This is a genomic window from Pseudomonas sp. FJ2-5-13 (assembly GCF_029201605.1).
Taxonomy (GTDB): domain Bacteria; phylum Pseudomonadota; class Gammaproteobacteria; order Pseudomonadales; family Pseudomonadaceae; genus Aquipseudomonas; species Aquipseudomonas lactis.
Genome location: NZ_CP104045.1, coordinates 3109324 through 3129234, shown reverse-complemented (window position 1 = coordinate 3129234; position 19911 = coordinate 3109324). Strand labels below are relative to the sequence as shown.

Sequence of the window (19911 nt, the reverse complement as noted above, 5' to 3'; positions counted from 1 at the left end):
GCTCATAAGAAGGCACACGGGTGATACCAGGGGTAGAAATGACCGATCATGAAACGCTCAGCCAGGCAGAAGTTATCTGCCAATCGCTCAGGGAAGAGGACGATGGCGTCAGGCGTGAAGTCCTGGCTCACGCCGGTAGCCGCTGGTCACTGGGCATTCTGCATGCGCTGGGTGTGTACGGTGCGATGCGTCATGCCGAGATAAAACGGCAGATGACAGGTGTGACTCAGCGCATGTTGACCAAGACCCTACGCGCCATGGAGCGCGACGGCCTGTTGGTTCGGCGCGAGTTCGGTGAGATTCCGCCCCGCGTCGAGTACGAGCTGACGCCCGTGGGCCGAGAGCTTTTGATTCGCATGTCGCCTATCTGGACCTGGGTGGTGGAAAACGTGGAGGACTTTCGTAAGGCTCGGCGTGTTTTCGACAGTCAGGAGGGCAAAAAACCGGCATGGCAGGTTCCCACACCGGTTCCGGATGCGCCTCGGTAAGCGCAACTTCTCGATGAAGGCTGTGCAAGTGTATGCCTCGATACACCCCTAGCTGTACGGGGCGCAGCGCGCCATAACCCACTACTGTCGCAGGCACATCACCACCGCTTGGATGCCGCGCCATGTTCATGTCTACCAGCCTGTTATCAGCCTTCGTGCTGTTCGCTTTCGTCTCTTCGATCACCCCAGGGCCCAACAACACCATGTTGCTGGCCTCAGGCGTGAATTTCGGCTTTCGCCGTTCGATGCCCCATGCGCTGGGGATCAGCATCGGCTTTATGCTGTTGGTGATCTGTGTGGGGCTGGGCTTGGGCGAGGTGTTCAAGCTGTTCCCGTGGGCTTACACGTTGTTGCGTTATGTCGGCGCCGCGTATTTGTTGTACCTGGCGTGGAAGATTGCCAATGCGGGCGGCATGTCTGACAACCCGGATGAACAAGGCAAGCCGATGACCTTCCTCGGTGCGGCGGCCTTCCAGTGGGTCAACCCCAAGGCGTGGATCATGGCGCTGGGGGCGATCACCACCTACACGCCGGCCGAGGGTTATGTGACTAATGTACTGGTGATCGCCCTGGTATTTGCAGTGGTCAACCTGCCGAGTGTGTGCGTGTGGGTGGGGTGTGGCAGCGGCTTGCGCAACTTGCTGCGTGAGCCGCGCTGGTTACGGATGTTCAACTGGTCCATGGCCGGGCTGTTGGTGCTGTCGCTGTATCCGATGCTGTTTGTGGGCTGAGCCGGGCGTAGGTAACCACGATGCGAAGCGAGTCGCTCTTGCTCTTGATCTGCTTTTGATCTGAAGCGCCCCGTTAAACCCCGCTGGCCGGAATTCGACAGGGGTTTGGGGGGGTAAACCGGCAGGGATGCCGGTTTAGCCGCCCCGCGCCATGGATGGCGCGTGGCGGCGGCCCCTCAAATCACTGGCGGATTACGGGCACACCGAGCCTAGGCGAGGTGCCGAGGGGTGGGGCAAGAGCGTTTTGCTTACTTTTGCGCTGTTCAAAAGTGAGCCGCCGTCAGGGCGGAACCCTAAGTAGCCGTTACCGCAGCAATGGATATGCCCACAATCCACCTGTGTTGACTGTCAGGCCGCCTTCGCGAGCAAGCCCGCTCCCACAGTTGGATTGTGGGGTGTCAGGTAGAGAAGTGTCGGCTGATAGGCCGCCATCGCAGGCAAGCCAGCTCCCACAGTTGAATCGTGGGGCGTCAGGTGTCAGGCCGTCACGGGAGCAAGCTCCCTCGCTACGCTAATGCGGGCTTAGACCGGCGAGATGGTCGCCAACATGCCGATGCCAATGGTCAACACCAAAAAGCCAAACAGGAAAATTGCCATCTTGGTCATAAGGCCTCCGAGGGGAAGGGGACGACAGGAATGTCGGGATGGGGCTATTGTCCGCCTCAAGCGGTTTTCAATACAGGCGCAGATCGAAAAGAAAAAACCGTATCAGATCACCGCGCAGCGCCTGGGCCGTGGCTTTTCAAGCGAACAGTTTTTATCAAGATCAGCGCCATGGTCGCTACCCGCCTTGAGCGTCACCTGAGACAGCCACTGCATTTGCCCCTAAGATAGCGCCCACTGCACAACAATAAGCGTGGGCCGACCCTCGATGGAAAGACGCCAGTTCAGCGGTGGCATGCAAGGCAAGAACCTGCGCTACCTCAGTGATAACCCCCAGCAATCAACCTCGGTCACCCGTGTCGGTTTCCTGCTGCTCGAACACTTCTCCTTACCGGCGTTTACCCAGACCCTCGATACGCTGGTGACCGCCAACCTGTTGCGCCCCGATCTGTTCGCTACGCGCACCTTCGGTTGGGGTGAGGGCGAAGTCATCAGCGACCTGGGCCTGGTCATTCGCCCGGATGCGAACCTGATGCTGGCGACGTTGCAGGACTTGGACTTGTTGGTGATCTGCGGTGGTTTTCGCACTGAACTCAAGGCCAGCGAGCCATTTATCCAATGGCTGCGCAGCGCGGGTGAAGCGGGCGTGCGCCTCGCCGGCTTGTGGAACGGCTCGTGGTTCCTCGGGCGTGCGGGGCTGTTGCAGGGTTACCGCTGTGCCATCCACCCCGAACATCGCCCGGCATTGGCCGAAGTGTCCAAGGCGGCGCAGGTCACCAGCGAACCCTATGTGATCGACCGCGACCGCCTCACTGCGTCCAGCCCCTCGGGGGCTTTCCATATGGCCCTGGACTGGATCAAGAGCTTGCATGGCAAAGCCTTGGTCGAAGGCATCGAAGATATCCTGGCGTTCGAAGAGTCGCGCTACCGCCGTATCAAACCCACCGAAAATATGTGTGTCAGCGCGCCGCTGCGCGAGGTGGTGAAACTGATGGACGCCAACCTCGAAGAGCCCCTGGAACTCGATCAACTCGCCGTCTACGCCGGCCGTTCCCGCCGCCAGTTGGAGCGCCTGTTCAAAGAACAGCTGGGCACCACGCCGCAGCGCTACTACATGGAACTGCGCGTCACTGAAGCGCGACGCCTGTTGCAGCACACCGAGTTATCCCAGGTGGATGTGCTGGTGGCGTGCGGGTTTGTCTCGCCGAGCCATTTCAGCAAATGCTACAGCGCTTATTTCGGCTATCGCCCCTCCAAGGAGAAGCGGTTGGTCAAGTAGCCCACATTTGGTTTTCGGTGTTTTCAGAAACGATCCAGCCGATAAGGCTGTAGTTCTGGCACCCGCTCACCCGCCGCAAGCTGCCCAACCCACTCGGCCGTCACCGCCGCTTGTGTCAGCCCCAGATGCTGGTGACCGAACGCAAGCAGTACCTTGCCGTCGCACACCCGATCAATGATCGGCAGCGAGTCGGGCAGGGACGGGCGAAACCCCATCCAGGGCGTGGCTTCGCAGTCGCTCAGGTCATGTCGGAACAGCCCTTTGCTCAACCGGTGCAGCTGCCAGGCCCGTTGCATGTTGGCCGGGCGGTCGAGGCCGGCGAATTCGACCGTGCCGGCCAGGCGCAGGCCACCGGTCATGGGCGTCATGATGAATTTTCGCTCCAGCGAAGTGACCGCGAAGGGCAGTCGTTGTTGTTCGTGGGGCAGCATCAGGTGGTAACCGCGTTCGGTGTCCAGTGGCACTTGTTTGCCGGTGAGTGCGGCGGTGAGTTTGGCCGAGTGGGCGCCGCAGGCGATCAGCACGTGCGGTGCTGTCAGTACGCCTTGGTCGGTCATCAGGGAAACGCCGCTGCCCTCCAGGCGCGCATCCAGAACGCGCTGCTGAAGAAATTGCACCCTCTCGGCCTTGGCCGCGTTCACCAGCTCGCCAACCACCGTGTACGGGTCCAGAAAGTGCCCGGTAGCCGGGAAGAACAAACCGCCTTGTATGGCGTCGCTCAGTTGCGGCGCAGCCTTGCGCACCGCATCGCCGCTCCAGGACTCCACGGCGACGCCTTGCTGCCTCATGCGCTGCTGCAACGCATCCAGTGCAGCGCGGGATTCGGCGCGCTCATACACCAATAGCGAACCGTCTTCACGCAGCAATGGCGCTTGCCCAATCGATTGCAGCAAGCGTTGCCACGCGCCCAGGCTGCCTTCGTTCAGCGCGCGAAGGCCGGCCACGGTGCGCTGATAACGCGCTGGCCGCAGGTTCAATAGCAGGCGGATAAACCAGGGCAGGGCGCGGGGCAGGTAGGCCCAGTCCAGGCGCAACGGGCCCATGGGGTCCAGGAGCATGGCGGGCAAGCGCTTGAGGATCGACAGGTCGACGATGGGGAACACCTGTTCTGTCGCCAGGTGGCCGGCGTTGCCGTAGGAGGCGCCCATGCCGGGTGCCTGCGCGTCGAGCACCACGACTTGGCGACCTTGGCGTGCCAACTGCAAGGCACAGGCGACGCCGATAATGCCGGCGCCGACCACGACGATGTCTGCTTGATTGGGATCGGCCATGGTTATGCTTCTCGCTGGCCGTCGAGCAGGCGCCGCAGCTGCAGCGGGTTGTCGTGCTGTAGGGCGGCGGGCAGCAAGGCGTCCGGGAAATCCTGGTAACACACTGGGCGCAGGAAACGCAGAATAGCCGCCGTACCCACCGAGGTGCTGCGTGCATCCGAAGTCGCCGGAAAGGGCCCGCCATGCACCATGGCGTCACACACTTCTACGCCGGTCGGCCAGCCGTTCACCAGCAAGCGCCCAGCCTTGCGCTCCAGTACTGGCAGCAGTGCCCGGGCCTGTGGCAGGTCGTGGTCATCCATGTGCAGGGTGGCGGTGAGTTGACCTTCCAGGTGTTCGGACACCTGGCGCATGCGCTCGACATCGCGGCATGCCACCACCAGCGAGGCGGCGCCGAATACTTCGGCTTGCAGGTGTTGATTGTTCAGGAACGCCTCGGCCTGGGTCACGAACAGATGGGCCTGGCCCTGGTTCGGTCCGTTTGCTGGCAAGCCCTTGGCGGCTATGTTGGCGTGTTGGGCCAGGGTCTTCACACCGGTTTCGTAGGCGTTGAAGATGCCCGGTGTGAGCATGGTCTGGGCCGAGCAACCCGAGAGCCGGTCACTGGCTGACTGAATAAAGCGGTCCAGAGCGGCGCCTTGCAGGGCAATCACCAGGCCAGGGTTGGTGCAGAACTGGCCGGCGCCTTGGGTCAGCGACGCCACGAACCCTTCGGCCAAGGCTTCGCACCTAGTTTCAAGTGCAGCAGGAAACAGGTATACCGGGTTGATCGAGCTCATTTCCGCGTACACCGGGATCGGCTCCGGGCGTGCCTGCGCCGCTTGGCAGAGGGCAATGCCGCCACTGCGCGAACCGGTAAAGCCCACAGCCTTGATGCGCGGGTCGCTCACCAGTGCGATACCCACCTCGTTACCCGCGCCGTAGAGCAGTGAAAACACACCCTCCGGCAAGCCACAATCTTTCACCGCCTGGGCGATGGCGCAGCCCACCAGCTCGCTGGTGCCGGGGTGCGCGTTATGCGCCTTGACGATCACCGGGCAACCGGCGGCGAGTGCCGACGCGGTATCGCCGCCCGCCACGGAGAAGGCCAAAGGGAAGTTGCTGGCACCGAACACCGCGACGGGGCCGAGGGCGATATGGCGCTGGCGCAGGTCGCCACGGGGCAGGGGGTGGCGCTGGGGCTGTGCGGTATCGACGCGCACGTCGAGCCATTCGCCCAGGCGCACGGTGCGGGCAAAAGCGCGCAGTTGCCCGCAGGTACGGCCGCGCTCACCTTCAATGCGTGCGCGAGGCAAGCCGGTTTCGGCGCAGGCGCGTTCGACCAGCTCATCACCCAAGGCTTCGATGTGGGTGGCGATGGTTTCGAGCAACGTGGCGCGATCTGCCAAGGTGGTTTCGCGGTAAGCGTCAAACGCGGCCCAAGCCAGTGCGCAGGCCTGATCCACGTGCTGCTCATCCCCGCCAGCGTAGGCGGGTTCCAGTGGGGTGTTGGTGGCGGGGTTGATCGCGCGGATCGCATCGCGATGGCCGGAGATGGATTGCTGACCGATCAGCAGCTTGCCTGTCAGAGTCATGGGGACATCCTGGAAAACAGAGGAGTGTTGTAGGAGCGAGCTTGCTCGCGAAAAACGTGCCTACAACGCGTTCATTCAGGCTGAGCGCGTTATCGTCAACGACCTTCGCGAGCAAGCTCGCTCCTACATAATCAAGCGACGTTCTGTTCTGCCGACCAGTTGGCATACCACTGGCGGAACAGCGCGTACTGCTGCTCGGCATAGCGGCGCTGGGCCGCGCTGAGCTCGTCGGTTTCGTTGAAGTGCAGGGCGTAACCCTGGTCACCGTTGAGCACCATCAAATGCTTGTAATACAGCACCAGGTCGCAGCCCTCGTCGAACGACGACAATACCGCCAGCGCAGCTTCCAACTCACGTGCCTGGCGCCGCGCCTTGGCATCGCCCTTGGCGGCCTTTTTGCTCAGGGCCACCAGTTGCAGCACTTCGCGGGGCAGTGCATTGCCGATGCCGGTGATGGCGCCGGTGGCGTTGCAGTTGACGAAGCCGTGGACCACTTGGGTATCGACGCCGACCATCAGGGTCACATCGTCATCCTGGGAGGTGATGTTTTCCGCGGCATAACGCAAGTCGACGGCACCGCCAAACTCCTTGAAACCGATCAGGTTCGGGTGTTCGCGGCGCAGTTCGAAGAACAGGTCGGCGCGGGTGGCGAAACCGTAGTAGGGGCTGTTATAGATCACCGCCGGCAGGTTGGGGGCCGCGTTGAGGATCGCTGCAAAGTGGGCCTTTTGCGCAGTGACCGAAGCACCACGGGACAGCACGCGGGGAATGACCATCAAACCATGGGCGCCGACTTTAGCGGCATGGGCTGCATGGGATACGGCTTCACGGCTGTTCACCGCACCGGTGCCGACGATGGTTGGCACACCCGCCGCCACCAGGCGCGCCACGCCTTCCTGGCGCTGGGCCTCGGTGAGCAGCGGCCAGTCGCCCATGGAGCCGCAATACACCACGGCACTCATGCCGATGTCGATCAGCTCGCGACCCTTGGCCACCAGGGCGTCGAAGTCCGGTTGGCGTTCGGCGGTGCAAGGGGTCATCAGGGCGGGCATGCAGCCGGTAAAGATGTTGTCGCTCATGGTGCTAACTCCGGTTTCAGTTGAATTGATCAAGGGCTCAGATGCCCCAGGCAAACGGGTCTTGTTCGTCGATCAGCAGGGTGCTGTCGGCGGTCATGTAGGCGCGGCCGGTGATGAAGGGGCGTACGCGTTCGCCGTCCCACTCATAGCGGCCGAGGAATTGGCTGCCGGTGATGCTGGCTTGTACCCAGGGTTCTCCTGCGGCCAGTTTTGCGTCGGCGGCCAGGCAGGCGAGCTTGGCGCTGGTGCCGGTGCCGCAGGGGGAGCGGTCATAGGCTTTGCCAGGGCACATCACAAAGTTGCGGCTGTCGGCGTGGGCGTCGTCGGCGAACAATTCGATATGGTCGATCAGCGCACCGTCTGCGCCACGGATGCCTTGGGCTTCGAGGGCCTTGAGCATCGCCCAGGTGTAGTCGGTCAGGGCCTCCACGTTATCCATCTGCAACTCATGGCCGTGGTCCGACACCAGAAAGAACCAGTTGCCGCCCCAAGCGATGTCGCCCAGCACCACGCCGTGCCCAGGCACCTCAACAGGCACCTGTTTGCGATAGCGGTAAGCGGGCACATTGCGCAGGGTCACGCTGCCGTCGTCGTGCAAGGTGGCCGCGACCGGGCCGACCGGCGTATCGAGGCTGTGCACGCCCGGTTGGATCAGCCCCAGGTGGTGCAGCGAGGCAATCAGGCCGATGGTGCCGTGGCCGCACATGCCGAGGTAGCCGGCGTTGTTGAAGAAGATCACCCCGCAGGTCGCCCCCGGCGTGACGGGCGCGCAGTACAGCGCGCCCACCAGTACATCGTTGCCCCGTGGCTCCAGCAGGCAGGCGCGGCGCCATTGATCGTGATGGGTGCGCAGGTGCTCCAGTTGGTCGGCGATCGTGTCGCCAACCAGCGCGGGGAAACCGCTCATGACCAGGCGCGTAGGTTCACCGCCGGTGTGTGAGTCAATCACGTGCAGCCGTTTCATAAGGCGCTCCATCAGTGGGTGGTCGGGGACAGTGGGGCGCTGTAGTGCGTGTCGCGGACAGCTTCGCTTTCGTCCTCTTCCTGCTCAAGGCGCACCAAGTGGGCGGGCACGCCGGTGGCGGCGCCCCAGTAGTAGATGCCCAGGGCGCAGGCCGCCACCACCAGGGTGTCAAACGGGTGGCTGATCACGCCGATACCGCCAAAGCTGCCGAGTTTGGAGAGCAGGATGGTCACGGCGTAGAAGCCGATCAGCCAGGCCGATGAGCGAACTTGTTGCTTGAGGTTCAGGTGCGCGGTCGGCACCCAGCGTGCGCAGAGCAGGTACACCACAAACATCAGGATTTGCAGGCCCAGCAGCCAGGACACCGTGCTCCAGCCCGACCAGTACACGATCAGCGCAGCGATGATGAACGACAGCGGGCCCAGCACCGCCATGCCCTTGACCCGAAACGGGCGTGCCATGTCCGGTGCATTGCGGCGCAGGGCGGCGACCGTTACCGGGGCTACGGCATAACTGAGGATCAGGGCAGCGGACACCACGTTGATCAGCGCTTCCCAGGACGGGAACGGCAAGGTCCAGAACACCGACAGGCCAAAGGTCAGCCACAGCGCCGGTCGCGGAATGCCGGACTTTTCATCAATCCGCGTGAAGACCTTGAAGAAGGTGCCGGTCTGCGCCCAGCCATACACCACGCGCGGGGTGGCGTTCATGTAGATATTGCCGCAGCCGCTGGGGGAGATCACCGCATCGGCCACCACCAGGTAGGCCAGCCAGCCCACGCCCAGCGCCAGGGCGATATCGCGATAGGGCAGGGCCAGTTCCTTGCTGATGCCGGCCCAGCCATTGGCGAGCATTTCGGTAGGCACGCCGCCGAGGAACGCGGTTTGCAGCAGCACATAGATGGCCGTAGACAACAGTACTGAGAGGATCAGGGCGATGGGGATGGTGCGCTGTGGATTTTTCACTTCGCTGGCCACCGAAATGATCGGCGTGAGCCCCAGGTAGGCAAAGATCACCCCGCCTGCCGACACCGCCATCTCGATGCCCGACAAGCCGAACGGTGCAAAGCCATGCACCTGGAAGTTCGCAGGCTTGAAGAAGGTGAACAGCACGCCGATCACCAGCAACGGCACGATGAACTTGAACACGCTCACCAGGTTATTGGCGATGGCAAAGGTCTTCACACTGCGGTAGTTGAGCACGAAGAACAGGCACAGCAGGGCAAATTGCACCAGCCAGCCCAGGGTAGTCGGGTCACTGGAGCCGGCCTTGGTCAGCTGGGGAAACCAGGCTGCCGCGTATTGACGCGAGGCGACCACTTCAATCGCCACCAGGCTGGAAAACGCGATCAGCGTGATAAAGCCCATCAGGTAACCCAGCAACGGGCCATGGGAGTACACCGGGTAGCGCACCACGCCGCCAGCGCGGGGCAGGGCGGCGCCGAGTTCGCAGTAGACAATGCCCAGCAACAGCACAGCGAACCCCCCGAGCAACCAGGAAAAAATCCCCGCCGGGCCTGCGATGGCAGACACGTGGCTGGCGGCGAACAACCAACCCGAACCGAAGATGGCCCCCAACCCGATAAAGGTGAGGTCCATCAGTGACAGCTGTTTCTTGAACTTGCCTTGGCCTGACATAGCGGCGCCTTCTTGTGAGTTATTGGATAGGCATGCAGTGGCGCTATCCTGAACCCACAGGCCTGGCTGACGATTGATGTTTTATGCGGCGATGGATGACGAATTCAGCACAATTTGCCGCGCTCGACAGCGCTCGGCCTATGGCGCAATCTGCTGGCTGTCGACGAATAAAAGGGGCAGATAAAGTCATGTTGCAGAGTGCGTTCGCGAGCCTTTTCCAGGGCAGCCGACCCCACAGCATCGAGCAGCTATTGAGCGGGGTAGAGCAGTTGCTGCCGATGCTCGATGTACTGCCCAATGCTGCGATTTTCATCAAGGACATCGACGCCCGCTACGTGCTCGCCAACCGTACCCTGGTGCAACGCTGTGGTCTCAAGCAACTGCAACCGTTGCTGGGCAAGACCAGCGCCGAAGTGTTTCCCGCGCAATTGGGCCCCGGTTATACGGAGCAGGACCGGCGTGTGTTGAAGCAGGGTTTGGTACTGGAAGACCAACTCGAATTGCACCTCTACGGCACCCGCGAACCCGGTTGGTGCCTGACCCACAAGTGGCCGCTGTACAACCGGATCGGCGCGATCATCGGCCTGGCCGGGATCTCGGTAGACCTGCAATCAGCCAGTGAAACCCACCCGGCCTATCAGCGCCTGGCGGCGGTGGACGAACACATTCGCAGCCACTTCAACCGCCGTGTCACCCTGGGTGAACTGACCCGAATCGCCGGGATTTCCGTGGCGCAACTGGAGCGTTACTGCAAGCGCGTGTTTCACCTCACGCCCCGGCAAATGATCCAGAAAGTCCGGCTGGAACATGCCCGGCGGTTGTTGCATACCGAGTTGCCGATTACCGAGGTGGCGCTGCAATGCGGCTACACCGATCACAGCGCGTTTACCCGGCAGTTCAAATCTTCAACCGGCTTCACGCCGAGGCAATACCGGCAGGCGACGCAAGGCTCGGTACCAGACGGCATGCCAGACGCATAACCATTGTGGGAGCGGGCTTGCTCGCGAATGCAGAGTGTCAGTGCCGGATAGGCTAAATGACCCACCGCATTCGCGAGCAAGCCCGCTCCCACATTTTTGGGCCGCCGCCAGCCCCGACGCTATTGCGATGCAACGAATGGCGCGCGCACCCCTCATATGCTTACACCGACATTTTTCACCACCACAGGTACCGAGCTTATGACCGCGGCGAACAACGATCATGTGAACTGGCTGGTGCAACATTCCATGCTCCACGCAGCGCGGCAGCGGGCCAAGCTCTATTCGGGGCAAGGGCGCTTGTGGCAGCAGCCCTATGCACAGACCCGGCCGCGTGACGCTTCAGCCTTGTCGTCCGTGTGGTTCACTGCCTACCCCGCGTCGATTGTCACCCGCGAAGGCGGCACCGTGCTGGAAGCGTTGGGGGACGAAACCCTGTGGCATACCCTGTCGAAGATCGGCATCCAGGGCATTCACAACGGCCCGTTGAAGAAGTCCGGTGGCTTGTCTGGTACCGAGCACACGCCGACCATCGACGGTAATTTCGACCGCATCAGCTTCGACATCGACCCGCAACTGGGCACCGAGGCACAATTGCAGGCGCTGACGCGCATGGCTGCCGCGCACAATGCGGTGATCATCGACGATGTGATCCCGTCCCACACCGGCAAAGGCGCGGATTTTCGCCTGGCGGAAATGGCCTATGAGGACTATCCGGGCCTGTACCACATGGTCGAAATCCGCGAGGAAGACTGGCCGTTGCTGCCCGACGTGGCCGACGGACGCGATGCGCAAAACCTCAGCCCCTCACAGGTAGACGCGCTGCGCGACAAGCACTACATCGTCGGCCAATTGCAGCGGGTGATTTTCTTCGAGCCCGGCGTCAAGGAAACCGACTGGAGCGCCACCCCGGTGGTGCTCGGCGTGGATGGCAAACCGCGGCGCTGGGTCTACCTGCATTACTTCAAGGAAGGCCAGCCGTCGCTCAACTGGCTTGACCCTTCGTTTGCCGCGCAGCAGATGATCATCGGTGATGCGCTGCACGCCATTGATGTGATGGGCGCGAAAATCCTGCGTCTGGATGCCAACGGCTTTCTCGGCGTGGAGCGCAAGCTCGACGGCACGGCCTGGTCCGAAAGCCATCCGCTGTCGATCACCGGCAATCAGTTGCTCGGCGGCGCCATTCGCAAGGCGGGCGGTTTCAGTTTTCAGGAGCTCAACCTCACTGTGGACGACATCGCGTCCATGTCCCATGGCGGCGCCGACCTGTCCTATGACTTCATCACCCGGCCGGCCTACCAGCATGCGTTGCTGATGGGCGACACCGAATTCCTGCGCCTGATGCTGCGCCAGATGCACAGCCTCGGCATCGACCCCGGCTCGCTGATTCACGCGCTACAGAACCACGATGAACTGACCCTGGAGCTGGTGCACTTCTGGACGCTGCACGCCCATGACAGCTTCCTGTTCCAGGGCCAGACCTTCCCCGGCAACATCCTGCGCGAGCATATCCGCGAGCAGATGTACGAACGGCTGACCGGCGAACATGCGCCGTATAACCTCAAGTTCGTCACCAACGGCGTGTCCTGCACCACTGCCAGTATTATCACTGCAGCCCTGGGGATCCGTGACCTGGAGGCGATCACCCCGGCGGATATCCAGCAGATTCGCCAGATCCACTTGCTGCTGGTGATGTACAACGCCATGCAACCTGGGGTGTTTGCCTTATCCGGCTGGGACCTGGTGGGCGCGTTGCCGTTGGCGGCCGAAGACGTGGCGCACCTGATGGCCGATGGCGACACGCGCTGGATCCACCGTGGCGCCTATGATCTGGTAGACCTGAACCCCGACGCTGAACTGTCGGCGGGGCAAATGCCGCGCTCCAAAAGTCTGTATGGCAGCCTGAACAGCCAACTGCAGGACCCAGAGTCCTTTGCCTCCCAACTGCAAAAAATCCTCGCCGTGCGCCGCGCTTACGACATCGCCGCGAGCCGCCAGATCCTGGTGCCAGATGTTGAGCACCCAGGCTTGCTGATCATGGTTCACGAACTGCCGGCGGGTAAGGGCACGCAAATCACTGCGCTGAATTTTGGTGCCACGCCGATCACCGAAACCTTGCACCTGCCCAACATCGCACCGGGGCCGGTGGTGGATATCATCAATGAGCGGGTGGAAGGCGATTTGACCGAGGAGGGCGCGTTCACGATCACGCTGGACGCTTATGAAGGGCTGGCGTTGCGGGTGGTGAGCAGCACGCCGATGTAAATCGCCTGTAGGGGCGAGCTTGCTCGCGAAAAACGTCAACGATAACGCGTGCTTCCTGAATAAACGCGGCGTTTGTGAGTTTTTCGCGAGCAAGCTCGCTCCTAGAGGGTAAACCAGACGATCAGTGGTGCTTGTTCTTGTGCTTATGCTTGTTGCCTTTGTGCTTGCCACCACCGGAACGATGACCGCTCTCGTCATCGGCCAGATTATTACCCAGCGCGCCACCGGCTGCGCCGCCCACGCCCGCGCCAATGGTGGAGCCGGTGCTACCGCCCAGGCGATTACCAATCAGCGAGCCGCCCGCCGAGCCCAAACCGCCGCCAATCGCCGCTTCGGTCTTGTTGCCCTTCTGCGCACCCACCGCACTCCCGGCTGCGCCCCCCACGCCTGCACCGATGGCCGCACCGGTCGAGCCACCCAGCTGTTGGCCGACCACATTGCCCAACACACCGCCGACACCGCCTCCCAGCGCCGCCGTACCATCTCCAGCGGCCAGGGCCCCTTGGGAGATCAGGATGCCCAATGCCAGGGCCGGGAATGTCATTTTCATTTTTTTGTACCTCAAGGGCTGTCTCAGGCGCTCACGGGTTAAAGCACGCCTGGCGGTGTGATTAGAGCACAGGCCACCGCACCAGGGTCTCGGTGATTGCCCGTGCGCAAGAAATTTTTTTCAGCCCTCTTGAATTCTTTTAGCGCGTCCATAAATTTTTGATCACGCGATGCCGAATCCGGGTCGCGTACTAAATCACTTGGAGAAACTCAGGAGATTTTAAAATGGCTACTACTCTGTCGTTGGCCCCACTGTTCCGTCAATCGGTGGGCTTTGATCGCTTCAATGACCTGTTCGAGTCGGCGCTGCGCAGCGAGGCTCCGAATTCCTATCCACCTCACAACGTGGAAAAGCACGGTGACGACGCGTACCGCATTGTCATCGCCGTGGCTGGCCTGACCGAGGAGGATCTGGATATCCAGGTCGAGAGGGGTGTATTGACGGTTTCCGGCGGAAAACGCGAAACCGACGATAAGGTCGCTTACCTGCACCAGGGCATTGCCCAACGTGCGTTCCGGTTGTCGTTCCGCTTGGCCGACCATATCGAAGTACGTGGCGCATCCCTGACCAACGGTTTGCTCAACATCGACCTGCTGCGTGAAGTGCCTGAAGAGGCCAAGCCAAAACGCATCATGATTGGTGGCGAGGCCAAGCCCGAGCTGCGTCAGGTCAGCTTGCAGTAAAACAATCGGCGGTAAAAAGGCGCTCTGCGGAGCGCCTTTTTGTGCGCGCTGCAAACCCAGGCCCGCTAAGCCTGGGTGTTGGGTGCAAACAACTGCCTGGCCTCGGCAAAGCATTTTTCTGCGATGGCCGAGCGCGGTTCGGTCTTGCGCATCACCATGCCCAGGGGCGCTAGGACGCTGGCGTCCGGCAGGTGGATGAACGCCAGGTTCTCAATCGGGCTTTCCAGGCCGCTGTCCAACGGCATGATTGCGCAACAGAAGCCTTCGTGAATGGCCTGGAACAGTTGATAAGTGGAGTCGCTTTCCAGAATCGGCTGGGGATCGAGACCGCGGCTGCGGAAACTCAGGTCGATGGATTTTCGGTAGTGCATGCCATTGCTGATCATCCCCAGGGGCAGTTGGGCGGCTTCTTCCCAGCTCATCTGCGTGCCTTCGAAGTGGAAGTGGCGGGTGTCGTACAGCAGGCCGACACGGGTTTCGCCCAGTTCGAAAAACTCCAGGTAGTTGGGGCTGACGTGGTCCAGGTAGCACACGCCCAGGTCCAACTGGTTGGTGCCCAGGGCTTCGATGATTTTGTCCGAGCTCATGGAGGTGAGGCTGAACTTGAGTTCCGGGAAGCTGTGGGACAGGCCCTGGATGAAGCTGATCGGGTTGAAGCCGCTCAGGGGCACCAGGCCCAGGCGCAGGTTACCGACTAACTGGCCGCGACACGCAGCGGCTTCGGCGAACAGGCCATCGTGGGCGGCGAGTAAAGTCCTGGCCCAGGCCAGCACGCGTTCGCCGGCCTGGGTGAAGCCTTCGAAGCGTTGGCCACGGGTCACCAGTTCCAGGCCCAGTTCCTCCTCCAGGTTGCGCAGGCGCATCGACAGGGTGGGCTGGGTGATGTTGCAGCGGGCAGCGGCCTGGCCGAAATGGCGGGTCTGCTCCAGTGCGATCAGGAATTTAAGTTGTTTGATGTCCATGAAGGCACCTGCCTGGAAATGAGCCGATGATCGCATTGTAACGACTGGCACGTCCAAGTGCCCTTGCCACGGTGCGGCTGCATTGTTCCATTTTTGAGATGGAGCGGCCCGTTTCAGCCACTACCTAACCCCGAACGCGATGACTAAGGTGGTCCCACTGTTTTTTTGGGTGGGCCAACGTCTACACCCAGGCCATGCCGCATTAGCAGTTTCTGATCCAGAGCTACATCAAGGCACACCAAGTGGCAAACAACCACGAAGTACTAGACTCACAGCGCACCTAAATACGCTGGGGCCTTTTGCGGCAAGCCCATGTTGGGCGCTGCCTCTATTTATCAGGAGTATGAAGATGTCTACACCTTACGTTCGTTTGGACAAAGACAACGCCGCGGTGCTGTTGGTCGACCATCAGGCCGGCTTGCTGTCATTGGTTCGTGACATCGACCCGGACAAGTTCAAGAACAACGTGCTGGCCCTGGCTGACCTGGCCAAGTACTTCAAGTTGCCGACCATCCTCACCACCAGTTTCGAAACCGGCCCCAATGGCCCGCTGGTGCCCGAGCTCAAGGCGCTGTTCCCGGATGCGCCGTACATTGCGCGCCCAGGCCAGATCAACGCCTGGGACAACGAAGATTTCGTCAAGGCCATTAAGGCCACGGGCAAGAAGCAATTGATCATTGCCGGCGTCGTGACCGAAGTGTGCGTGGCGTTCCCGGCGCTGTCGGCCCTGGCCGAAGGCTTTGAAGTGTTTGTGGTCACCGACGCCTCCGGCACTTTCAACGAACTGACCCAGCAGTCGGCCTGGGCTCGCATGTCGGCCAACGGCGCGCAACTGATGACCTGGTTTGGCCTGGCCTGCGAGCTGCATCGCGACTGGCGCAACGACATCGAGGGCTTGGGGACGTTGTTCTCCAACCACATTCCGGACTACCGCAACCTGTTCACCAGCTACAACGCGTTGACTGAAGGCAAGTAAGCCTGCTGGCGATCTGGGTCTATACCGATTCGATGCGACACTGGATCTGTGGCCAGAGAGCTTGCTCACGCGAAGGTCTGATAACCAACGCGTGATCCAACTGTGGGAGCTGGCTTGCCTGCGATGACGGCCTGCCAGCCGACATTTACCTACCTGATACCCCGCAATCCAACTGTGCGGGCTTGCTCGCGAAGGCGGCCTGGCAGGCAACACAGTTGGATTGTGTGCATATCCATTGCTGCGGTAACGGCCGCTTAGGGTTCCGCCCTGACGGCGGCTCACTTTTGAACAGCGCAAAAGTAAGCAAAACGCTCTTGCCCCACCACTCGGCACCTCGCTTAGGCTCGGTGTGCCCGTAATTCGCCAGTGATTTGGGGGGCCGCCGCCACGCGCCATCCATGGCGCGGGGCGGCTAAACCGGCATCCCTGCCGGTTTACCCCCCAAATCCCTGTCGAATTCCGGCCAGCGTGGTTTAACGGGGCGCCTGAGATCAAGATCACAAGCAGATCAAGAGCAAGATCAAGAGCGGCTCGCTTCGCATCGTGGTTAGCGTTGAGCGCTACAGAGTTGTGTAGATACCTATGGTCATCGCAGGCAAGCCACACACAGTTGGATCGCGGAGCATCAATGGGATCAGCTTCTACCATCGCGGGAGCAAGATCAGCACCGCTAGAAGGATGACAGCACTTTAGTCGTATTTTGTTACTAACCCATGTCCTAAAAATTCAGCCCTGTGGCGGCAAAGTGGGACAAAACGCCATCTCGCCATTCAATTTTCATAAAAATGTAACAACCCTGCTTCACAGTTCGGGAGCCCGTCACCACAACGAGTTCCTTTTAATGAAAAGCTTGATGAAGTCCGCAGCACTCGCCATTACGGTATCCCTGTGTGCCTCCTCCGTGACCTTCGCCGCCGAGAACGTACGCCTCACCGGCTCCGGCGCCAGCTTCCCTGCACCGATCTACCTCACCTGGTTCAAGGATTTCAGCAAGAAGACCGCTGGGGTCACCGTGGATTATCAATCCAAGGGCAGCGGCGCAGGTGTGCAGGACTTCCTGAATAAAACCGTCGACTTCGCCGCCAGTGACTCGGCCATGAAAGACGAAGACATCGCCAAGGTCGCCGAAGGCGTGCAACTGCTGCCAATGACCGCCGGTGAAATCGTGCTGGCCTATAACCTGCCGGGCAATCCCAAGGGCCTCAAGCTGCCACGCGATGTTTACTCCAACATCTTCCTGGGCAAGATCACCAAGTGGAACGACCCACAGATCGTTGCTGCCAACCCGGACCTGAAACTCACCGACACGCCGATCACCGTGGTGGTGCGCGCAGATTCCAGCGGCACCACAGCGGTATTTACCAAGCACCTGGCCACCATCAACCCTGAATTCAAAACGGCGCTGGGGGAGGGCAACACCGTTAACTGGCCGGCCAGCGACAAATTCATCAAGTCGCCCAAGAACGATGGTGTGACCGCCACCGTACGCCAGACTCCAGGCGCGATTGGCTACATCGAATACGGCTTCGCCAAACTGGCCAAGGTTGACTTCGCCCAATTGCAGAACAAGGCCGGCCAGTACGTGGTACCGAACGCCGAAAGCGGCGCCGAGGCCCTGGCCGCCGTGAAAATGCCGGAAAGCCTGGTGGCCTGGTTGCCGGACCCGGACGGTGCCAAGTCTTACCCGATCACCTCGTACACCTGGATGATCTTCCGCAAGGACAACGGCAACCCTGCCAAGGCCAAGGCCATGCGCGAAATGGTTGAGTACAGCCTGACCGAGGGGCAGAAAATCGCCGACTCCATGGGCTACATCCCGCTGCCGCCATCGGTGGTGGAGCAGGTTCGCAAAGCCTCCGCCAACATTCAGTAACACCCGTGAGGCCGCTCTCGGTGTGGGCTGTTTGCCGCGCCGGGGGCGTTTCCCCCCTGTTCCGGAATTAGCCAATGAACAAACCTTTCGTCGTACCGGTTAACCGGGATTCTGCCTGCCAACCTCCCTCGGCCAAAGACTTCCTGGTCGATCGCACCTTCCGTGGGCTCGCGCGAATCGGGGTGGTACTGATTCTGGCGTTGGTCGCAGCCTTGGTCTTCGAGGTGGGACGCAAGGCCTTGCCGGGCATGGAAAAGCACGGCTTCGATGTGCTTTTTGGCAGTGTCTGGGACGTTAACCAAGGCAAGTACGGGATCCTGCCGGCCATTTGGGGCACGCTCTACAGCGCTTTTATCGCGCTGCTAATCGCCGGCTTTTTCGGTGTCAGCATGGCGATTTTCCTGACTCAGGACTTTCTGCCGGCCAAGCTGGCAGCGGTGTTTCGCACCATCGTTGAATTGCTCGCGGCCATCCCCAGCGTGGTGTATGGCCTGTGGGGCATCTACGTGGTGATCCCAGCGATCCGGCCACTGACCACCTGGTTGAACAGTGAACTGGGTTGGATACCATTTTTCGGCACCTCCTTGAGCGGGCCGGGGTTGCTGCCGGCGGCGCTGGTATTGGCCATCATGATTCTGCCGACGATTGCCGCCGTGTCCCAGGACGCGCTCACCAGCGTGCCGATGAAAACCAAGCAGGCCGCCTATGGCATGGGCACCACCCACTGGGAGGCGATCCTCAAGGTGATGGTGCCGTCTGCCGCCACCGGTATTTTTGGCTCCCTGGTACTCGGCCTCGGCCGTGCGCTGGGCGAAACCATGGCGCTGGCGATGTTGGTGGGCAATGCCAACAACATTTCCCTGTCGCTGTTCGCGCCGGCCAATACCTTGGCAGCCTTGTTGGCGCTGAACTTCCCCGAAGCCGGGCCCAACGAGGTGGAGGTCTTGATGTACGCCGCCCTCGTCTTGATGTTCATTACCCTGCTGGTGAATGTCATCGGTTCCATGATCATGCTCTACGCCCAACGGGGTAATCGATGATGACGAATCTCACATCCCCTATCACCGCTGTACCGAGCTTGCAGCGCAAGTTCGAAGGCCGCGCCTTGCGCAGCCTGGTGTTAACCACATTGGTATGGCTGGGCGCGCTGTTGGCCAGTGTGCCGCTGATTTCAGTGCTCTACATGCTGATCACCCGTGGCGGCGCACGCCTGAGCCTGGAGGTGTTCACCGAACTGCCGCCCACCGGCTTCGAAACGGGCGGCGGTTTCGGCAACGCCATGGCTGGCACCTTTGTGATGGTCGGTATCGCTGCGGCGATTGCGGTGCCGGTCGGCATCATGGCCGCGATCTTCCTGGCTGAACTGGGGCCGGACAGCAAATTGGCCAATGCTGCACGCTTTGCCGCCAAGATGCTCACCGGCTTGCCTTCGATCCTGGCCGGCGTGTTTGCCTATGCCTTGGTGGTGATGACTACCGGCACTTACTCGGCACCGGCAGGCGGCGTGGCCCTGGCGGTATTGATGCTGCCCATCGTGGTGCTGACGGCTGAAGAGTCGATGCGCATGGTGCCCAAGATCATGAAGGACGCCGCCTACGGCATGGGCTGCACCCGCTCGCAGGTGATCTGGAAGATCATCTTGCCGACCGGCCTGCCGGCGATCCTCACCGGCGTGATGCTCGCCGTGGCACGAGCCGCAGGCGAAACCGCGCCGTTGCTGTTTACCGCGCTGTTCAGCAACTACTGGATCTACCACGACGGCGACCTGGCGGTGATGAACCCCACGGCTTCCCTTGCCGTGTTGATCTACAACTTTTCCGGCATGCCCTTCGACAACCAGCTGGAGCTCGCCTGGGCGGCCTCGTTGGTGTTGGTGATGATCGTGCTGGTCGTGAATATTGTGAGCCGTATCTTCGGCAAGCCTAAGTATTAAGAACGGGAGCATCTGAATCTTGAACGTCTCAACTGCGCAAATAGCCGCTCCGTTTGTCACCCAATC

General features: G+C 61.2%; 18 protein-coding genes and 1 pseudogene. 12 read left to right on the top strand and 7 right to left on the bottom strand.

Going from position 1 to position 19911, the window contains the following annotated elements:
* Positions 1-38: 38 nt before the first annotated feature.
* From N2A98_RS13595 to N2A98_RS13580, 4 genes are all read left to right on the top strand, one after another.
* On the top strand, positions 39-488 hold the full coding sequence (locus N2A98_RS13595) for a helix-turn-helix domain-containing protein (RefSeq protein WP_275622114.1): 450 nt from the start codon (positions 39-41) through the stop codon (positions 486-488).
* A gap of 122 nt (positions 489-610) precedes the next feature.
* Positions 611-1219 carry a LysE family translocator gene (locus N2A98_RS13590; RefSeq protein WP_275622113.1) on the top strand — a complete coding sequence of 203 codons (609 nt, stop codon included), beginning with the start codon at positions 611-613 and terminating at the stop codon, positions 1217-1219.
* A 547-nt stretch (positions 1220-1766) separates the two neighbouring features.
* Positions 1767-2024 carry a hypothetical protein gene (locus N2A98_RS13585; protein ID WP_275622112.1) on the top strand — a complete coding sequence of 86 codons (258 nt, stop codon included), beginning with the start codon at positions 1767-1769 and terminating at the stop codon, positions 2022-2024.
* Between the two features lie 93 nt (positions 2025-2117).
* Entirely contained in the window at positions 2118-3101 is a 984-nt protein-coding gene (locus N2A98_RS13580; RefSeq protein WP_044274164.1) for a GlxA family transcriptional regulator, read from the top strand.
* 23 nt (positions 3102-3124) lie between these two features.
* On the opposite strand, the gene N2A98_RS13575 is transcribed toward N2A98_RS13580, so the two are convergent.
* The 5 genes from N2A98_RS13575 to N2A98_RS13555 all read right to left on the bottom strand — a co-directional run bounded on the left by N2A98_RS13575 (position 3125) and on the right by N2A98_RS13555 (position 9626).
* A complete protein-coding gene (locus N2A98_RS13575; protein ID WP_275622111.1) occupies positions 3125-4372 on the bottom strand; it encodes an FAD-dependent oxidoreductase in 1248 nt (415 codons plus the stop codon).
* A gap of 2 nt (positions 4373-4374) precedes the next feature.
* On the bottom strand, positions 4375-5946 hold the full coding sequence (locus N2A98_RS13570) for an aldehyde dehydrogenase (NADP(+)) (protein WP_275622110.1): 1572 nt from the start codon (positions 5944-5946) through the stop codon (positions 4375-4377).
* A gap of 131 nt (positions 5947-6077) precedes the next feature.
* On the bottom strand, positions 6078-7025 hold the full coding sequence (locus tag N2A98_RS13565) for a dihydrodipicolinate synthase family protein (protein WP_275622109.1): 948 nt from the start codon (positions 7023-7025) through the stop codon (positions 6078-6080).
* 37 nt (positions 7026-7062) lie between these two features.
* Positions 7063-7989, bottom strand: a complete 927-nt coding sequence (locus tag N2A98_RS13560; protein ID WP_275622108.1) for a 4-hydroxyproline epimerase — start codon at positions 7987-7989, stop codon at positions 7063-7065.
* A gap of 11 nt (positions 7990-8000) precedes the next feature.
* A complete protein-coding gene (locus tag N2A98_RS13555) occupies positions 8001-9626 on the bottom strand; it encodes an APC family permease (RefSeq protein WP_078803133.1) in 1626 nt (541 codons plus the stop codon).
* Between the two features lie 188 nt (positions 9627-9814).
* On the opposite strand from N2A98_RS13555, the gene N2A98_RS13550 reads away from it, so the two are divergent.
* Positions 9815-10606 (top strand): AraC family transcriptional regulator, encoded by a 792-nt coding sequence (locus N2A98_RS13550; protein WP_153474841.1) that lies wholly within the window; start codon positions 9815-9817, stop codon positions 10604-10606.
* A gap of 198 nt (positions 10607-10804) precedes the next feature.
* Positions 10805-12868, top strand: a complete 2064-nt coding sequence (gene treS / locus N2A98_RS13545) for a maltose alpha-D-glucosyltransferase (protein WP_047710965.1) — start codon at positions 10805-10807, stop codon at positions 12866-12868.
* A gap of 121 nt (positions 12869-12989) precedes the next feature.
* On the opposite strand, the gene N2A98_RS13540 is transcribed toward treS, so the two are convergent.
* Positions 12990-13418, bottom strand: coding sequence for a glycine zipper domain-containing protein (locus tag N2A98_RS13540; protein WP_034135058.1), 429 nt, complete (start codon positions 13416-13418; stop codon positions 12990-12992).
* A gap of 224 nt (positions 13419-13642) precedes the next feature.
* Here N2A98_RS13540 and N2A98_RS13535 point away from each other — a divergent pair, with 224 nt between their 5' ends.
* The gene (locus N2A98_RS13535; protein ID WP_003191546.1) at positions 13643-14101 is read left to right on the top strand and encodes an Hsp20 family protein; all 459 of its coding nucleotides are present in this window, start codon (positions 13643-13645) and stop codon (positions 14099-14101) included.
* 65 nt (positions 14102-14166) lie between these two features.
* On the opposite strand, the gene N2A98_RS13530 is transcribed toward N2A98_RS13535, so the two are convergent.
* Positions 14167-15063, bottom strand: a complete 897-nt coding sequence (locus N2A98_RS13530; protein WP_047710963.1) for a LysR family transcriptional regulator — start codon at positions 15061-15063, stop codon at positions 14167-14169.
* Between the two features lie 170 nt (positions 15064-15233).
* Here N2A98_RS13530 and N2A98_RS13525 point away from each other — a divergent pair.
* The 5 genes and pseudogenes from N2A98_RS13525 to pstA form a co-directional block, all read left to right on the top strand.
* A pseudogene (locus tag N2A98_RS13525) lies at positions 15234-15347 on the top strand (hydrolase); the annotation flags it as partial.
* Between the two features lie 65 nt (positions 15348-15412).
* Positions 15413-16039 (top strand): isochorismate family cysteine hydrolase YcaC, encoded by a 627-nt coding sequence (ycaC, locus tag N2A98_RS13520; protein ID WP_003191542.1) that lies wholly within the window; start codon positions 15413-15415, stop codon positions 16037-16039.
* Between the two features lie 841 nt (positions 16040-16880).
* Entirely contained in the window at positions 16881-17912 is a 1032-nt protein-coding gene (gene pstS / locus N2A98_RS13515) for a phosphate ABC transporter substrate-binding protein PstS (RefSeq protein ID WP_044274067.1), read from the top strand.
* 74 nt (positions 17913-17986) lie between these two features.
* Positions 17987-18952 carry a phosphate ABC transporter permease subunit PstC gene (gene pstC, locus N2A98_RS13510; protein WP_003191517.1) on the top strand — a complete coding sequence of 322 codons (966 nt, stop codon included), beginning with the start codon at positions 17987-17989 and terminating at the stop codon, positions 18950-18952.
* Positions 18952-19845: a phosphate ABC transporter permease PstA gene (gene pstA / locus N2A98_RS13505; RefSeq protein ID WP_003191515.1), complete on the top strand. Its 894-nt coding sequence runs from the start codon at positions 18952-18954 to the stop codon at positions 19843-19845. The genes pstC and pstA overlap by 1 nt, the downstream gene beginning before the upstream one ends.
* The last annotated feature ends 66 nt before the right edge of the window (positions 19846-19911 follow it).

Coding starts and splice junctions, on each gene's coding strand:
- N2A98_RS13570 (WP_275622110.1), bottom strand. CDS start 5,946: ATGACTCTGACAGGCAAGCTGCTGATCGGTCAGCAATCCATCTCCGGC.
- pstA (WP_003191515.1), top strand. CDS start 18,952: ATGACGAATCTCACATCCCCTATCACCGCTGTACCGAGCTTGCAGCGC.
- N2A98_RS13565 (WP_275622109.1), bottom strand. CDS start 7,025: ATGAGCGACAACATCTTTACCGGCTGCATGCCCGCCCTGATGACCCCT.
- N2A98_RS13540 (WP_034135058.1), bottom strand. CDS start 13,418: ATGAAAATGACATTCCCGGCCCTGGCATTGGGCATCCTGATCTCCCAA.
- N2A98_RS13550 (WP_153474841.1), top strand. CDS start 9,815: ATGTTGCAGAGTGCGTTCGCGAGCCTTTTCCAGGGCAGCCGACCCCAC.
- N2A98_RS13575 (WP_275622111.1), bottom strand. CDS start 4,372: ATGGCCGATCCCAATCAAGCAGACATCGTCGTGGTCGGCGCCGGCATT.
- pstS (WP_044274067.1), top strand. CDS start 16,881: ATGAAAAGCTTGATGAAGTCCGCAGCACTCGCCATTACGGTATCCCTG.
- N2A98_RS13555 (WP_078803133.1), bottom strand. CDS start 9,626: ATGTCAGGCCAAGGCAAGTTCAAGAAACAGCTGTCACTGATGGACCTC.
- N2A98_RS13530 (WP_047710963.1), bottom strand. CDS start 15,063: ATGGACATCAAACAACTTAAATTCCTGATCGCACTGGAGCAGACCCGC.
- N2A98_RS13580 (WP_044274164.1), top strand. CDS start 2,118: ATGCAAGGCAAGAACCTGCGCTACCTCAGTGATAACCCCCAGCAATCA.
- ycaC (WP_003191542.1), top strand. CDS start 15,413: ATGTCTACACCTTACGTTCGTTTGGACAAAGACAACGCCGCGGTGCTG.
- N2A98_RS13585 (WP_275622112.1), top strand. CDS start 1,767: ATGCCGATGCCAATGGTCAACACCAAAAAGCCAAACAGGAAAATTGCC.
- N2A98_RS13590 (WP_275622113.1), top strand. CDS start 611: ATGTTCATGTCTACCAGCCTGTTATCAGCCTTCGTGCTGTTCGCTTTC.
- treS (WP_047710965.1), top strand. CDS start 10,805: ATGACCGCGGCGAACAACGATCATGTGAACTGGCTGGTGCAACATTCC.
- N2A98_RS13560 (WP_275622108.1), bottom strand. CDS start 7,989: ATGAAACGGCTGCACGTGATTGACTCACACACCGGCGGTGAACCTACG.
- pstC (WP_003191517.1), top strand. CDS start 17,987: ATGAACAAACCTTTCGTCGTACCGGTTAACCGGGATTCTGCCTGCCAA.
- N2A98_RS13595 (WP_275622114.1), top strand. CDS start 39: ATGACCGATCATGAAACGCTCAGCCAGGCAGAAGTTATCTGCCAATCG.
- N2A98_RS13535 (WP_003191546.1), top strand. CDS start 13,643: ATGGCTACTACTCTGTCGTTGGCCCCACTGTTCCGTCAATCGGTGGGC.